This is a genomic window from Micromonospora sp. NPDC051296 (assembly GCF_040682255.1).
In the GTDB taxonomy this organism is placed as follows: Bacteria; Actinomycetota; Actinomycetes; order Mycobacteriales; family Micromonosporaceae; genus Micromonospora; species Micromonospora craterilacus.
The window spans coordinates 1-13997 of sequence record NZ_JBFBAO010000170.1 but is presented as its reverse complement, the minus strand read 5'-3'; the positions used below and the strand labels follow the sequence as shown (position 1 = coordinate 13997).

The window sequence follows — 13997 nt, the reverse complement described above, 5'->3', positions numbered from 1 at the left end:
ACTCCCGTCACGACCGCCGGCGGACCCCCGCCCGGCACCGGAACCGCCGTGGCCGGGACGCCCCGCGCCACCGGGGGGCTGTTGGTGCTCGCCGGGATGCTGCTGGTGGCACTCAACCTGCGGGCCGCCGTGACCAGCCTCGGTGCCCTGCTCGACGAGGTACGCGTCGGGCTGGCGCTCTCCGGGATGATGGCCGGCTTCGTCACCACCCTGCCCACCATCGCGTTCGCCGGGCTGGGGGCGGCCACCCCGTGGCTGGTCCGCCGGCTCTCCCCGGCCCGCCTGCTGGTGCTGGGCATGCTCGCCCTGACCATCGGTCAGGTGCTGCGCGCGGTCACCGGCTCCGCCGTGGTGTTCCTGCTCACCAGCGCGCTCGCGCTGGCCGGCATCGCGGTCGCGAACATCCTGCTGCCGATGCTGGTCAAGCAGCACTTCCCGCACCGCACCGGGCTGGTCACCGGGGCGTACACGATGGCGCTGACCGTGGGCACGACGGTGGCCGCCGCATCCGCGGTGCCGGTGGCGCACGCCTTCGGCTCCTGGCGGGCCGGGCTGGGTGTCTGGGCGGGGCTCGCGGCGGTGGCCGTACTCCCGTGGCTGCCGGCCGCGCTGCGGGCCCGCGCCGCCGGGCGGCGGGCCGTCGCGCCCCGGTCGGGCATCCGCCCGGCCCGCACCCGACTCGGCTGGGCGATGGCGGTCTACTTCGGGGCGCAGTCGCTGAGCGGCTACGCGATCATGGGCTGGCTGGCCCAACTGTTCCGCGACTCGGGTTTCCGCCCGCAGGACGCCGGTCTGCTGCTCGCCGGGGTGACCGCGCTCGGGGTGCCGATCGCGCTGCTGATGCCGACGCTGGCCGGGCGGCTGGGCAGCCTGCGTCCGCTGGTGTTCGCGCTGACCACCGCCTCCACCCTGGCCTACCTGGGGCTGGCCTTCGCGCCGCGCGGCGGGGCGGTGCTGTGGGTGGTGCTGCTGGCGCTCGGTCAGGGCGCGTTCCCGCTCATCCTGACCACCATCGGCCTGCGGGCCCGTACCGCCGACGGGACGGTCGCGTTGTCGGCCTTCGCGCAGAGCACGGGGTACGTCATCGCGGCGCTGGGGCCGCTGGTGGTCGGCATCCTCTACGAGGCCACCGGAGGCTGGACGGCGCCGATCGGGTTCCTGCTGGTCGCACTCGCGGTGCAGACCGGCGCGGGAATGGTGATCGCCCGTCCCCGCTACATCGAGGACGAGCGCTGAGCGGCGGCCGAGGTCAGGAGGAGGCCGGCGTGGGGTCGCCCGCGACCGCCTGATCGACGGTCGGATAGGTGTGCAGCACCTCCACCAGGCCGCTCACCTCCAGGATGCGCAGCACACCCCGCTGCGGGGCGGCCAGCCGGACCACTCCGCCGGCCTCGTCGCAGCTGTTCTTGGCGCGGACGAACACCGACAGGCCGGTGGAGTCGCAGAACGAGACGCGCGCCAGATCGAACACGAGGCGGCTGCGCCCCTTGTCGAGCAGGTCGGTGATCTGGTCCTGCAACTGCGGTGCGGTGGCCATGTCCAACTCGCCCGCGACCGACACGACGACCACGTCGCCGCGCTGTTCCGTGTGCACCGTCAGGGACATTCGCCAGACCTCCTGTTTATCGCTGGAACGGTATCCCACATGGGCCCTGGTGCGCAGAACGGGAGCGGGATCGGGTGGTCACCGTCATTCCCTTGCTCTGGGGCAATTAGTTCCCGGGCCCCGGTGATAGAGTCCGGCCGGTCCGACGTCGAAGGGGTAGAGCCATGGGGCTGAGCACTGACGAGAGCGGCCGATTGGCCGATCTGTTGACCAGCCGTGTCGAGGCGATCACCCAGCGGTGGACCGAGGTCGTCGCCGGGCAGCTGCGCGGCCGACTCAGCCAGGCCGAGCTGGTCCGGCAGGTGCAGGAGCTGCACCGCGCCCTGGTCGACGCGCTCGGCAAGGGGGCGGTCGACCTGGCCGCCGAGGAGGCGGCCGAGTTGCGGGCCGTACTCGCCGAGCTGTCCCGCGGACAGGCGCGGCAGGGCTTCTCCGCCACCGAGACCGCCACCGGGGTGTTCGCCCTGAAGGATGCGCTGCTGGGTGTGATGGAGGCTGACCAGGCCGCCGGGACGCTGCGCGACTACGTCGCCTTCTCCGCGCTGGTCGACCAGATGAGCCTGTTCACCTTCGAGAGTTACGTCCGCACCCGGGAAAGCCTGATCGCCGACCAGGCCGAGCAGTTGCTGGAGCTGTCCACGCCGGTGGTCAAGCTCTGGGAGGGCGTGGTGGCGGTGCCGCTGGTCGGCACCCTCGACTCGGCCCGGGCCCAGGTGGTGATGGAACGGCTGTTGCAGACCCTGGTCGACACCAGCTCGCCGTACGCGATCATCGACATCACCGGCGTACCGGCGGTGGACACCCAGGTCGCCCAGCACATCCTGAAAACCGTGGTGGCCGCCCGGCTGATGGGGGCGGACTGCATCATCTCCGGTATCCGGCCGCAAATCGCGCAGACCATCGTCGCGCTCGGCATCGAGTTCGGCGACATCGCCACCAAGGCCAGTCTCGCCGACGCGCTGCGGCACGTGCTGCGGCTCGGCGGCGTCGAGACCAGCCGCCGCCAGCCGCGCCGGGAGTTGTGATGGAGCGGGTGCCGATCCTCAAGATCGGCGACATTCTGCTGGTCTCCATCCAGGTCGACATGTCCGACCAGACCGCCGTCGCGCTCCAGGAGGATCTGGCCGAGCGGATCGTCGCCACCGGCTGCCACGGCGTGATCATCGACATCACGGCGCTGGACATCGTCGACTCCTTCGTCGGACGGATGCTGTCCACCATCGCCTCGATCTCCCAAGTGCTCGACGCGGAAACGGTGGTTGTCGGGATGCGCCCGGCGGTCGCCATCACCCTGGTCGAGTTGGGGCTGTCGCTCAGCGGCATCCGTACCGCGCTGAATGTCGAGCGAGGCATGGAACTCATCGCGGCCGGCCGCGGCCACGACGAAGACGACTGGTTCGACGACGGGCCGACCACCGAGCCGACGGCGTCGCCGTGACCAGCGGGGTCGACCTGGGCCGTCCGCAGCAGCAGACGGTCGGCAGCGACGAGGACGTGGTACGCGTCCGCCAGCTGGTGCGTACGGTGGCGGTGGCGGCCAAGCTCTCCCTGGTCGACCAGACCAAGGTGGTCACCGCGGCGAGCGAACTCGCCCGCAACACCCTCGTCTACGGCGGTGGCGGCACCGTCGAGGTGACCCCGGTCGACAACGGCCGCAAGCCCGGCATCAGGATCGTCTTCGCCGACTCCGGTCCCGGCATCGCCGACCTGGAACTTGCGCTGACCGACGGCTACACCACCGGTAACGGCCTCGGCCTCGGCCTGAGCGGAGCCCGGCGTCTGGTGGACGAGTTCGACATCCAGACCGCCCCGGGCCAGGGCACCCGGATCACGATCATCAAGTGGTCCCGGTGACCGCCGAGCCGGTCTCCGACCGTGGCACCTGGTTTCGGGTGGAGAACGGCAGCGCCGGCAGCGCCGTGCGGCGGGCAGCCGAACGGTTGGGGGACCAGTTGGGGTTGCCCACCGGCCGGATCGCCGACCTGGCCATCGTCGCCGCCGAGCTGACCAGCAACCTGATCAAACACGCCGAGGACGGCGTACTGCTGCTCCGGCCGGTGCGTCGCGAGCTGGACGCCGGGGTGGAACTGGTCGCGGTCGACTCCGGGCCGGGCATGGCGGACCTCACCAACTCCGCCCGCGACGGGCACTCCACCACCGGCACCCTCGGCATCGGCCTGGGGGCGATCGTCCGCCAGGCCAGCTGGTTCGACGCGTACTCGCGGCCGGGCCGGGGCACCGTCATCGCCGTACGGGTCTTCGCCGACGAGGACACCCGAGATTCCTGGGTCGGCGGGCTCACCCGGCCGCTGACCGGCGAGGCGGTCAGCGGGGACGGTCACGCCTGGCGGATCGTCGGCGACCGCCGTCAGGTGCTGGTCACCGACGGACTGGGGCACGGGCCGCTGGCCGCCGCGGCCACCGACGCCGCGCTCACCGCGTTCCGCGACGCCCCGGCGGCTGCCCCGGCCGCGGTGGTCGGGCACCTGCACCGGGCGTTGTCGCACACCCGCGGGGCCGCGCTCGCCGTGGCCGAGCCGGACCCGGCGGCCGGAGTGCTGCGGTACGCCGGGCTGGGCAACATCGGCGGTGCCGTGGCCACCGGGGACGGTCGGCGGCGCGGGCTGGTCTCGCTGCCCGGTATCGCCGGGCACCAGCGGCCGGCGATCCGGCAGTACGACTATCCGTTCGAGGCCGGCAGCCTGCTGGTCATGCACACCGACGGCGTGGTCGACCGATGGCAGCTTGCCGACTACCCCGGCCTCGCCGGGCGGTCGCCGTTGGTGGTGGCCGCCACCCTGTTGCGGGACGCGGGCATCCGGCGCGACGACGCCGGGGTGCTGGTGGCGAGGTCCTGGTCATGAGCACGGCTGCCCTGCTGCGCATGGTGCTGCGGGTGGAGCAGGACATCTTCGTGGTCCGCCAGCGGGGTCGGGAGGTCGCCGCCGCGGTCGGCCTGGAGCACCAGGACCAGGTCCGGATCGCCACCGCGCTGAGTGAGATCGCCCGGGACCTGCTTCGCGCCGTCGGCGGGGCGGACGTGGTGTTCGCCGTCGCCGACACGGCGGACGGCCGGCGCCATCTGCGGGTCGACCTGGCCCCGGTGGCACCGCTGCCCGCCGGGCGCTACCAGCCCCACTCCCCAGCGGTGGCGCGCCTGGTGGACACGTTGAGCGTGGTGACGGTGGAGGGGGATACGGTCGTGAGAATGTCGCGACGTGTTCCACCGACCGCGCAGGCGCTCACCACCGAGCGCCTCGCCGAGTTGCGCGCCCAGCTCGCCGAGAGCGCACCGGGCACCGCCGAGGAGGAACTCGCCACCCAGAACTCGCAGCTGATCGTCGCCCTCGACGAGGTACGCAGCCAGCGCGACGAGCTGGCCCGGCTGAACGACGAGCTGGCGCAGACCAACCGCGGGGTGCTGGCGCTCTACCAGCAGCTCACCGACGAGCTGGAGGCGACCAACCGGGGCGTGGTGGCCCTCTACGCCGAGCTGGACGAGAAGTCGGCGCAGCTGCGCGCGGCGAGCGAGTCGAAGAGCCGCTTCCTGGCGAACGTCAGCCACGAGCTGCGGGCACCGGTCACCGCGACCATCGGGCTGGCGCGGCTGCTGGGCGACCCCGCGTCCGACCCGCTCACCACCGAGCAGGAGCGTCAGGTCGGCCTAATCCGCTCCTCGGCGTCCGATCTGCTCACGCTGGTCAACGAGCTGCTCGATCTGGCCAAGGCGGAGTCCGGCCGGATCGAACCGGAGCTGACCGAGGTGGACCTGCGAGCCGTCTTCGGCCAGCTGCGCGGCACGCTCCGGGCGCTGCCCAGCGGCCCGGAGGTCGAGCTGGTGGTGGAGGAGCCGGCCGCACCGGCCACCGTGCGCACCGACGAGGTGCTGCTCGCCCAGGTGCTGCGTAACCTGCTGCACAACGGCCTGAAGTTCACCACCCGGGGCGAGGTCCGGCTGCGGGCGCAGCGGCGTGACGGCAACTGGCGGTTGTCCGTCTCGGACACCGGGCCGGGCATCCCGGCCGAGCTGCACGAGCGGGTGTTCGAGGAGTTCTACCAGGCCCCCGGCCCGTCCCGGGTCGGCGGCACCGGCCTCGGCCTGCCGTACGCCCGGCGACTGGTGACCCTGCTCGGCGGCACCCTCGAACTGGCCAGCGAACCCGGCCGGGGCAGCACCTTCACGGTTTCGCTGCCGGCGGACGGGACGTGACGTGGACGGCACGCCGACAGTGCTGGTGGTCGACGACAGTCAGACCAAGCGCTACCTCCTGGTGAACTGGCTGACCCGGGCCGGTTTCACGGTGCTGGAGGCCGAGACGGGGGGCGAGGCGCTGAGCCGGGTCGGGGTGGATCCGATCGACCTGGTGGTGCTCGACGTCCGGCTGCCGGACCTGAGCGGCTTCGAGGTCTGCGAGCGGATCAAGTCGGTGCATCCCGCGCTGCCGGTGATCCACGTGTCCGCGCACGCGATCGACGCGACGGACCGTACCCAGGGATTGACCCGGGGAGCGGACGCGTACCTGGCGGAGCCGATCGAGCCGGACGAACTGATCGCCACCGCGCACGCGGTACTGCGCTACTACCAGGCCCGGCAGCGGGCCGAGTTGCTCGCCGAGCGGCTCACCGGGCTGGCGGACACCACCGTGGCGGTGCACGCCGCACCGAACTTCGCCCGGCTGCTGGAGACGGCGGCGACCGGTGCCGCGGAGATCTTCAAGAGCCCCGCCGCGGTGGTGGCGGAGACCTTCGACGGTGACTGCCTGGCCGGGGTCTGCGCCGGCCCCGGCGCCGAGGGCAAAGTCGTGCCGTGGACCGTCGACGACCGTGGGGTACCGACCGGGGCGACCGTCCGGGTGCAGGATCCGGCCGGCTGGGCGCTGGTCGACTGGCCCCGGGGCGACACGGTCACGGTGGCCGCCGCCCGGCTGCGGGAGGACCGCGCTCCGCTCTACGTCGTGGTGCCCACCGCCACCCAGACCGCCCGTACGCCGGTGCTGGTCCAACTCGCGCAGGCGGTGGCGTCCGCCGTGGAGGCGCAACGGTCCTTCGACGAGGAGCACCGGATCGCGGTGACCCTCCAGCGCAGCCTGCTGCCGCGTCGCATCCCGGAGATCGCCGGGCTCGACCTAGCCGTCCGCTACGAGCCGGCCAGCGCCCAGACGGAGGTGGGCGGCGACTTCTACGAACTGGTGATGCTCGACGGTCACCTGCTGCTGGCCATCGGCGACGTGGCCGGCCACTCCCTGCACGCCGCGACGGTGATGGCCGAGCTGCGGCACGCGCTGCGGGCGTACGCGGTCGAGGGACATCAGCCGGGCGAGATCCTGCACCGGGTCGACGAGCTGATGCGTACGCTGCTCCCCGGTGAGCTGGCCACCATCTGCGTACTGCTGCTGGAACCGGCCACCGGGCAGGTCCGGCTGGCCAGCGCGGGCCACCTGCCGCCGTTGATCAGTAAGGACGGCCGGGTCGAGTACGTGCAACACTCCGCGCCGCTGCTCGGGGTGCGCGCGCCGCGCCCCGCCGACCTGGAGTTCGTGCTACCGGCCGGGGCGACGATGGTCTTCTACACCGACGGGCTGATCGAACGGCGGGACGCCACCATCGACGAAGGGCTGACCGCCCTGGCGGCGTGTGCGGCCCGGGTCGACGACAACCTCGACCGGTTCTGCCAGCGGCTGCTCGTCGAGCTGGCCCCCGACGAGATCCAGGATGACGTCGCCGTCGTCGCCCTCCGCCGCCACTGAGGTGTAAGGAAGGGCCCCTTGTTAACGCCTCCGGTAGAGGAAGGGCCCCCGGTTAACGCCGATCCCCGTGGGCGTACGCGCCGGGGGAGACGCCGGTGACGGCGGTGAAGTCGCGTACCAGGTGGGCCTGGTCGCTGTAGCCCAGTTCGGCGGCGAGCCCGGCCCAGTCCGGCGGCCCGCCCGCGGCCCGCTCGATCGCCTCGTGCAACCGGTACCGGCGGATCACCCACTTCGGACCCACCCCGACGTGGGTGACGAAGAGGCGTTGCAGCCGCCGGACGGAGATCCCGTGGTCGCGGGCGAACTCGTCGACCCGCCGTACGCCCCGATCGGTCCGGATCGCCTCGACCAGCCCCATCACCTCGTCGGTGACCGGGTCCGGCCGGGGTGCCCAGCTCGTCAACAGGCCGTCGAGGGCGTGGCAGCGCTCGGCGTCCGTACCCGCGCAGATCCCGGAGCCGGCTGCGGTGCCGCCGGCGGCCAGCGAACCAGTCGGGTCCGCGGCCGGCGGCCAGCGGTCGGCCAACTCGGCGAAGGGCCACCGCCGGCCGGTCAGCTCGGCGACCGACCGCTGCCAGAACGGATGGAAGCCGCCCGGCCGGAACTGCACGCCGCAGACCCGACCGGTGCCGGTGAGCACGATCGAGAAAAGTTTCCGGCCCACCCCGGCCACCTCGGCGCGTTCCGTCCCGTCGCCGTGGCGCTGGAACACCACGTTGACCGCCGGATGCGGCACGACCCGCTGCTCGAACGGCTCGGTCAGGTCCCAGTCGACGAGCCAGTAGTGCTCCACCCAGCGCCGCAGCGCGGCGGCGGGCAGGTGCCGGCGGAACCGGACCCGCCGCATCAGCCGGGCCGGGTCGAGGATGCCCCGGCTGTCCCCGCGCGGCTGTCGCATTTCTTCAAGACCACCCTCATACGCTGGCCCTATGGCCACACAGACTAGCGATCTGCTGGCGGCAGCGGCGCCGCGAACCGTGGCGGTGGTCCACGGGATCACCGACGACCAGCTCGACCTGCCGACCCCCTGCCGCGAGTACACCGTCCGCGACCTGCTCAACCACCTCTACGACGTGGTGGTCAACTTCCAGGCGCTCGCCGCCCGGGAGTCGGTGGCCTGGGCCGACAAGCCCGACCACCTCACCTACGGCTGGCGGGACCGGTTCGAGACGGAGACCCGCCGGCTGGTCGAGGCGTGGTCGGATCGGGCCAGCGAGGAGGGCGTCTCGCCCGGGATGGGGATGCCCCAGCCGGTGGTGGGCGGCATGGCGCTGCTCGACCTGACCGTGCACGGCTGGGACCTCGCGGTCGCCACCGGCCAGGCGTACGTGCCGGCCCCGGCGGCGCTGCCCGCGTTGCACGAACTGGCCGGCCAACTCGGCCCAACAGCCCGGCAGATGGGCGTCTTCGCAGAGCCGGTGGCCGTCGACACCGCCCTGCCGGACCTGCCCCGGCTGCTCGGCGTGACCGGCCGTGACCCGGCCTGGTCGCCGGCCGGCTGACCGAAGGCTCGCTTCACCGGCTCGCCCAGCAGGTCCTTGACACTCACTATTCGCTCAGTGAATAGTGAGCCGGTGTCAACTTCGCATGTGCTGCTCGGGTTGCTCGGCGCCGGAAGCAAGCACGGTTACGAGCTGAAGCGGGCGCACGACGAGCGGCTGCCCCGGTCCCGTCCGCTGGCGTACGGGCAGGTCTACGCGACGCTCGGCCGTCTGCTCCGGGACGGTCTGGTGACCGCAACCGGGCAGGACCGCGACGCCGGCCCCGAACGCACCACGTACGCGCTGACCGACGACGGCCGGGCCGCGTTGGACCAGTGGCTGGGCAAAGTCGAGCCGCCGATGCCGCACGTCACGAGTGCGCTGTTCACCAAGGTGGTGGTGGCGCTGCTGGACGCCGACGTGGACCGGGCCCAGGCGTACCTGATTGCGCAGCATCGGGCGCACACCGATCGGCTGCGCGAGTTGACCGCGGTGAAGACCGCTCCCAAGGCCACTCTCGACGACATCGTCGCGGCCGACTACGCAATCGCCCACCTCGATGCCGACCTGCGGTGGCTGCACACCACCCTGAGTCGGGTCGCCGACTGGCACCGGGAGGTCCATTCGTGACGCACTTGCAGGCTCGCGGCGTGGTGAAGGCGTACGGCCCGACCCCGGCGCTTCGGGGGGTCACGCTGGACGTGGCAGAGGGTGAGATCGTCGCCGTCACCGGGCCGAGCGGCTGCGGCAAGTCCACCCTGCTGCACTGCCTCGCCGGCATCCTGCGTCCCGATGTCGGCGAGGTGAGCTGGCGCGCCGAGCGGATCGACACCTGGTCCGAGGCCGCCCGCTCTCGGCTGCGGCGTACCGAGTTCGGGGTGCTGTTCCAGTTCGGGCAGTTGGTCGCCGAGCTGACCGCGGCAGAGAACGTCGCGCTTCCGTTGCTGCTCGCCGGCACGGGGCGGCGAGCAGCGCGGACGGCGGCGGTCAACTGGCTGGACCGGTTCGGGGTGGCGGAGCTGGCCGACGTCCGGCCCGGCGAGATGTCTGGCGGCCAGCAGCAACGCTGCGCCACCGCCCGGGCTCTGGTCACCGAACCACGGGTGCTCTTCGCCGACGAACCGACCGGCGCGCTGGACACGCTCACCGGCGAGCAGGTGCTGACCCAGCTGGTCCGGCTCGCCCGCGAGCAGCGCACCACCGTCGTGCTGGTCACCCACGAGCCCCGGGTCGCCGCGTACGCCGACCGGGAGGTCGTCCTCCGGGACGGCATGGTGGACCACACCGGCCTGGGCTTCGAAGCGCCACTGGGCGGCGTCCGGTGAGGCCAGCCACTCTGGTCCGGCTCGCGCTGGCCGGCACCCGCACCGACACCGCCCGGGTGACGCTCACCACGCTGAGTGCCGTCCTGGCCACCCTACCCGGCCTCGCCGCGCTGACCGTGCTGGCCATTCCGACCCCGCCAGCCACCGACGACAACCCCAACCGCTGGTCCGAGCAGTACACCATCCAACTCCTCGTCGAGCCTGGGCTGCGCGGCGGCACCGCGTTCGCTCTGCTCCTGCTGGCCATTCCCGTGCTGGCCCTGGCCGGCCAGAGCGCCCGGCTGGGCGCTCCGGGGCGGGACCGTCGGCTCGCCGCGCTGCGGCTGGCCGGCGCGACCCCCGGCCAGGTGACCCGGCTCGCGATGCTGGAAACCGGCCTGGCCAGCTTGGTCGGCACCCTCGTCGGGCTGGCCGGGTACCTCGTCGGGCGGAAGCTGCTGCACAACCCGGACGCCAGCGGCCGGCTCGTCCTGCCGACCGACGTGCTGCCGTCGGTGCCGGCCATGGCAGCGGTGGTGCTGGGGTTGCCGCTGGTGGCGGCGGCGGCCACCGCGGTGATGCTGCGCCGGGTCACAGCCACACCACTCGGGGTGGTCCGTCGGGCCCGCCGGGCCGGGGCACCCCGCCCCTGGCCGGCGCTGCTGATCGGGCTCGGTGTGCTGGCCGTGGCCATGATCGACCCGATCCTGCGGGCTCTCCGGGACACCCGCCTTGACTGGCTGTCCGCAGACCCGGCTACTCGCGACATGGTGATCGCCCTGGTCGCGGTGCTCGTCGTCTTTGTCGGTCTGTTCGCCGGCGTAGTGGGGGTGATCCTCGGGGCCGGTTGGATCTCGTATTTCGCCGGGCACTTGCTGCACCGCTTCGCCCGAGGTCCGGCCGCCCTGCTGGCTGCCCGTCGGCTGACCGACGACCCGTGGGCCGGCAGCCGGACCTTCGCCGCACTGCTGGCCAGCCTGGTCGTCGGCGCCGGTGCGGCGGCATTCCGGGCCCGGTTCCTGCTCGACGAACAGATCCAGCGGGAGCAGAGTCGCCAGGCCGGCTACGACGACTACGCCGGCCCGTTCAGCTCCTTCTACCTGAGCACCATGGACCTGGTTGATCTGACGGTCGTCACCGCGGTGGCGATCGCCGCCGCGGGCCTGCTGGTCACGCTCGTGGAGGGGATCGTCACCCGCCGCCGGGCGTACGCGGCGCTCGTGGCGACCGGGGTCCCGCGTACCACCATTGCCACCTCGATCCTCTGGCAGGTGCTGGCGCCTGCGGTGCCCGCCGTCCTGGTCGCGCTCGGCGTTGGACACGGCCTCGGCCGACAGTTCGTCGGCGATCACGTTACGGGCGGCTTCCAGCAGGCGGTGTGCGGAGCATCAGCCGAGCTCTGCCAGGATCCGGCCACCCGCGACCGCTACACCGAGATCGTCCAGGTGGAGCGGGTGATCCACTCGCCCGACGTACCGTTGGAACAGCTGGCCCTGCTGGGTGCCGGCGCCGTGGCCGCGGTGCTGATCACGGCCGGGCTGGGGCTGCTCTTCCTACGGGCCAACACGGCGGTAGAGGAACTGCGGTCCACCTGAGCTCGCTCGGTCAGGTGGCGTTGGCCCGCAGGTAGGTCAGCGCCGCCAGCACCCGCCGGTTGGTGTCGTCGTCCGGCGGCAGGCCGAGCTTGGCCAGGATGTTGCCGATGTGCTTGGCGACCGCAGCCTCGGTGACGTGCAGGCCCGCCGCGATCGCCGCGTTGGACCGTCCCTCGGCCACCAGCACCAGCACCTCCCGCTCCCGGGCGGAGAGGGCGGCGAGCGGGTCGCGCGGGCGGTGCAGCAGCCGGCGAACCACGTCGGGATCGACCACCGTGCCCCCGGCGACCACGGTACGCAGGTTGTCGACGAACTCGGTTACCTCGGCGACCCGGTCCTTGAGCAGGTAGCCGACCCGCTGGCCGTCTGCGCTGTCCAGCAGTGCCGACGCGTACTCGGGCTGCACGTGCTGGCTGAGCACGACCACGGCTAGCCCGGGCTGCTCGGCGCGCAGGGCGACCGCCGCGCGCAGCCCGTCGTCGTGTTGCCCGGGCGGCATCCGGATGTCGGTCACGACCAGGTCGGGCCGGTGTGCCCGGACCGCCTCCATCAGCGCCGACGCCGAGCCGACGGCGGCGAGCACGTCGAAGTCGAACCGGGCGAGCAGGGCTACCAGCCCCTCCCGCAGCAGCACCTCGTCCTCGGCGAGCACGACCCGCGTCACGCCGACCACGGTAGTTCCACCCGGACGACCGTGGGGCCGCCCGGCGGGCTGGCCAGCAGCAGCCGCCCGTCGGCGGCGGCGACGCGGTCGGCGAGCCCGATCAGCCCGCTGCCCCGCGCCGGGTCGGCACCGCCCCTGCCGTCGTCGGTGACCTCGACCACCAGCCCGCTGCCGGTGTCGCTGAGCCGGACCTGCGCCCGGGTCGCCTCCGCGTGCCGGGCGACATTGCTGAGCGCCTCCGACACGACGAAGTACGCGGTCGTCTCGGCCGCCTCGGGCAGCGGTCGCGGAAGGTCGGCGTGCACGTCGACCGGGACGGGTGCCTCGTCGGCGAGTTCGCGGACCGCGCCGGCCAGCCCGAGGTCGGTGAGGCTCTGCGGGCGGATGCCCCGGACAATCTGCCGGAGCAGGACCATCAGGCCCTTGGCCTGGTCGTGCGCCACGGCCAGGGGGCGGGCGGCCGGTGAGTCGTCGGGCACGTCCAGCCGGGCCAGGCCGATCTGCAGGCTGAGGCTGGTCAGGCGGGGTTGGGCACCGTCGTGCAGGTCGCGCTCGATGCGGCGACGTTCGGCTTCGTACGCGTCGACCAGCCGGGCACGCGACCGGGTGACCTCGCGCAGCGCGGCGCCGTCCGGGGCGTTCCGGAGCAGCCACCGGGCCACGGCAGCCTGTCCCGCGGCGAGCCCGCCGGCCGCGTACCAGAGCACCGGCGCGAGCAGCACGCCGACGATCGCGTGCGGTACGGCCTGTGCGGGGGTGTCCACGGTGGCCCAGATCAGGATCACCTCGTCGGCAGAGCCGGCCACGAACGGGCTGGCGATGAGCACGCCGTCCAGCAGCACGAGCATGATGAACAGCCAGTAGACGACCGGGATGACGCCGCCGAGCCAGAACAGGTACGCGGCCTCCCGCCAGGCCGCGGTCGTCGTGTACCGCGCGACGAGCCCGCGCCAGGGTTGCCCGGGCAGCGCCCGCTCGTCGACCAGACCGAGCCGGTATCGCTCGAATGCCGCCACCGGGGCGCTCAGCAGCGGGGCCAGCGCCAGCACGATCAGCGCGCAGAGCGCGAGGAACACGGCGAGCGGCAACGGTACGGGCCGCCCGTGCCGCTGCACCGCGGTGACGGCGGCGACCAGTGGAGCCACCACGACCAGTGGCCCGAGCGACAGCACGCCGGCCAGTGGCACGCTGGTCAGCAGGTAGGCCAGTGCGCGCCACGGCCACCCGGTCAGCAGGTACCGGGGACGGCGCAGGGCCTGGGCGAGGTGGGTCGGTGCGGCCGGTGTCATGCCGCTGACGCTAATCACGTGGCGATGCCGACCCCAGCCGGCTGGATCCACCTTTGCGGGTATGCCCAGCCCTACCTCGTGAAGCGGTGACCGCCCTCGCCTGGCGGGGTGGTCAGTTGGTGTGGAAGAGGCCGGTGGACCAGGCGGCGCTCACCCGGGAAGTCTAGGCACTCACGCGGCCGGCACCCCTGCGTTCGTAGCCTGGCCGTCCGTGGCCGGCGGGCGACGCCCGCCCCCCCCGCCCCGCCCGTTCCGCAGGGGCGGCGGGGCCCGGCCAGGGAACCAGCGGTGCTCCCGCAGGGGGGGCAGCG

15 protein-coding genes are annotated in these 13997 nt (G+C 73.0%); 11 read left to right on the top strand and 4 right to left on the bottom strand.

The features are described 5' to 3' along the window. Nucleotides 1-48 precede the first annotated feature (48 nt). The gene (locus AB0M52_RS18835; RefSeq protein ID WP_363955019.1) at nucleotides 49-1236 is read left to right on the top strand and encodes an MFS transporter; all 1188 of its coding nucleotides are present in this window, start codon (nucleotides 49-51) and stop codon (nucleotides 1234-1236) included. 13 nt (nucleotides 1237-1249) lie between these two features. Here the strand turns inward: AB0M52_RS18835 and AB0M52_RS18830 are convergent, their stop codons facing one another. Beyond that, nucleotides 1250-1606: an STAS domain-containing protein gene (locus tag AB0M52_RS18830; RefSeq protein WP_111212381.1), complete on the bottom strand. Its 357-nt coding sequence runs from the start codon at nucleotides 1604-1606 to the stop codon at nucleotides 1250-1252. Between the two features lie 164 nt (nucleotides 1607-1770). On the opposite strand from AB0M52_RS18830, the gene AB0M52_RS18825 reads away from it, so the two are divergent. From AB0M52_RS18825 to AB0M52_RS18800, 6 genes are read left to right on the top strand one after another with little or no spacing between them, the layout of a single operon-like run. Next, nucleotides 1771-2631 carry an STAS domain-containing protein gene (locus tag AB0M52_RS18825; RefSeq protein WP_363955016.1) on the top strand — a complete coding sequence of 287 codons (861 nt, stop codon included), beginning with the start codon at nucleotides 1771-1773 and terminating at the stop codon, nucleotides 2629-2631. Beyond that, the gene (locus AB0M52_RS18820) at nucleotides 2631-3044 is read left to right on the top strand and encodes an STAS domain-containing protein (RefSeq protein ID WP_363955013.1); all 414 of its coding nucleotides are present in this window, start codon (nucleotides 2631-2633) and stop codon (nucleotides 3042-3044) included. Before AB0M52_RS18825 ends, AB0M52_RS18820 begins: the two co-directional genes overlap by 1 nt. After that, nucleotides 3041-3460 (top strand): anti-sigma regulatory factor, encoded by a 420-nt coding sequence (locus tag AB0M52_RS18815; RefSeq protein ID WP_363955010.1) that lies wholly within the window; start codon nucleotides 3041-3043, stop codon nucleotides 3458-3460. Before AB0M52_RS18820 ends, AB0M52_RS18815 begins: the two co-directional genes overlap by 4 nt. Beyond that, complete coding sequence (locus AB0M52_RS18810; RefSeq protein ID WP_363955007.1) at nucleotides 3448-4470, top strand: SpoIIE family protein phosphatase; 1023 nt, start codon at nucleotides 3448-3450, stop codon at nucleotides 4468-4470. The genes AB0M52_RS18815 and AB0M52_RS18810 overlap by 13 nt, the downstream gene beginning before the upstream one ends. Beyond that, on the top strand, nucleotides 4467-5816 hold the full coding sequence (locus tag AB0M52_RS18805) for a sensor histidine kinase (protein WP_363955004.1): 1350 nt from the start codon (nucleotides 4467-4469) through the stop codon (nucleotides 5814-5816). Before AB0M52_RS18810 ends, AB0M52_RS18805 begins: the two co-directional genes overlap by 4 nt. A gap of 1 nt (nucleotide 5817) precedes the next feature. Beyond that, on the top strand, nucleotides 5818-7353 hold the full coding sequence (locus tag AB0M52_RS18800; protein ID WP_363955001.1) for a SpoIIE family protein phosphatase: 1536 nt from the start codon (nucleotides 5818-5820) through the stop codon (nucleotides 7351-7353). A 52-nt stretch (nucleotides 7354-7405) separates the two neighbouring features. Here the strand turns inward: AB0M52_RS18800 and AB0M52_RS18795 are convergent, their stop codons facing one another. Further along, on the bottom strand, nucleotides 7406-8251 hold the full coding sequence (locus tag AB0M52_RS18795) for an AraC family transcriptional regulator (protein WP_363954998.1): 846 nt from the start codon (nucleotides 8249-8251) through the stop codon (nucleotides 7406-7408). A gap of 31 nt (nucleotides 8252-8282) precedes the next feature. On the opposite strand from AB0M52_RS18795, the gene AB0M52_RS18790 reads away from it, so the two are divergent. From AB0M52_RS18790 to AB0M52_RS18775, 4 genes are all read left to right on the top strand, one after another. Beyond that, the gene (locus tag AB0M52_RS18790; RefSeq protein WP_363954995.1) at nucleotides 8283-8855 is read left to right on the top strand and encodes a TIGR03086 family metal-binding protein; all 573 of its coding nucleotides are present in this window, start codon (nucleotides 8283-8285) and stop codon (nucleotides 8853-8855) included. A 72-nt stretch (nucleotides 8856-8927) separates the two neighbouring features. Continuing rightward, the gene (locus AB0M52_RS18785) at nucleotides 8928-9464 is read left to right on the top strand and encodes a PadR family transcriptional regulator (protein ID WP_363954992.1); all 537 of its coding nucleotides are present in this window, start codon (nucleotides 8928-8930) and stop codon (nucleotides 9462-9464) included. Continuing rightward, nucleotides 9461-10159, top strand: coding sequence for an ABC transporter ATP-binding protein (locus AB0M52_RS18780; RefSeq protein ID WP_363954989.1), 699 nt, complete (start codon nucleotides 9461-9463; stop codon nucleotides 10157-10159). Before AB0M52_RS18785 ends, AB0M52_RS18780 begins: the two co-directional genes overlap by 4 nt. Further along, nucleotides 10156-11733, top strand: coding sequence for an FtsX-like permease family protein (locus AB0M52_RS18775; RefSeq protein ID WP_363954987.1), 1578 nt, complete (start codon nucleotides 10156-10158; stop codon nucleotides 11731-11733). Before AB0M52_RS18780 ends, AB0M52_RS18775 begins: the two co-directional genes overlap by 4 nt. A gap of 10 nt (nucleotides 11734-11743) precedes the next feature. On the opposite strand, the gene AB0M52_RS18770 is transcribed toward AB0M52_RS18775, so the two are convergent. Continuing rightward, entirely contained in the window at nucleotides 11744-12406 is a 663-nt protein-coding gene (locus AB0M52_RS18770; RefSeq protein WP_363954984.1) for a response regulator transcription factor, read from the bottom strand. Next, nucleotides 12394-13686, bottom strand: a complete 1293-nt coding sequence (locus tag AB0M52_RS18765; RefSeq protein WP_363954982.1) for a histidine kinase — start codon at nucleotides 13684-13686, stop codon at nucleotides 12394-12396. Before AB0M52_RS18765 ends, AB0M52_RS18770 begins: the two co-directional genes overlap by 13 nt. Between the last annotated feature and the right edge of the window lie 311 nt (nucleotides 13687-13997).

Coding starts and splice junctions, on each gene's coding strand:
- AB0M52_RS18830 (WP_111212381.1), bottom strand. CDS start 1,606: ATGTCCCTGACGGTGCACACGGAACAGCGCGGCGACGTGGTCGTCGTG.
- AB0M52_RS18825 (WP_363955016.1), top strand. CDS start 1,771: ATGGGGCTGAGCACTGACGAGAGCGGCCGATTGGCCGATCTGTTGACC.
- AB0M52_RS18820 (WP_363955013.1), top strand. CDS start 2,631: ATGGAGCGGGTGCCGATCCTCAAGATCGGCGACATTCTGCTGGTCTCC.
- AB0M52_RS18805 (WP_363955004.1), top strand. CDS start 4,467: ATGAGCACGGCTGCCCTGCTGCGCATGGTGCTGCGGGTGGAGCAGGAC.
- AB0M52_RS18795 (WP_363954998.1), bottom strand. CDS start 8,251: ATGCGACAGCCGCGCGGGGACAGCCGGGGCATCCTCGACCCGGCCCGG.
- AB0M52_RS18790 (WP_363954995.1), top strand. CDS start 8,283: ATGGCCACACAGACTAGCGATCTGCTGGCGGCAGCGGCGCCGCGAACC.
- AB0M52_RS18765 (WP_363954982.1), bottom strand. CDS start 13,686: ATGACACCGGCCGCACCGACCCACCTCGCCCAGGCCCTGCGCCGTCCC.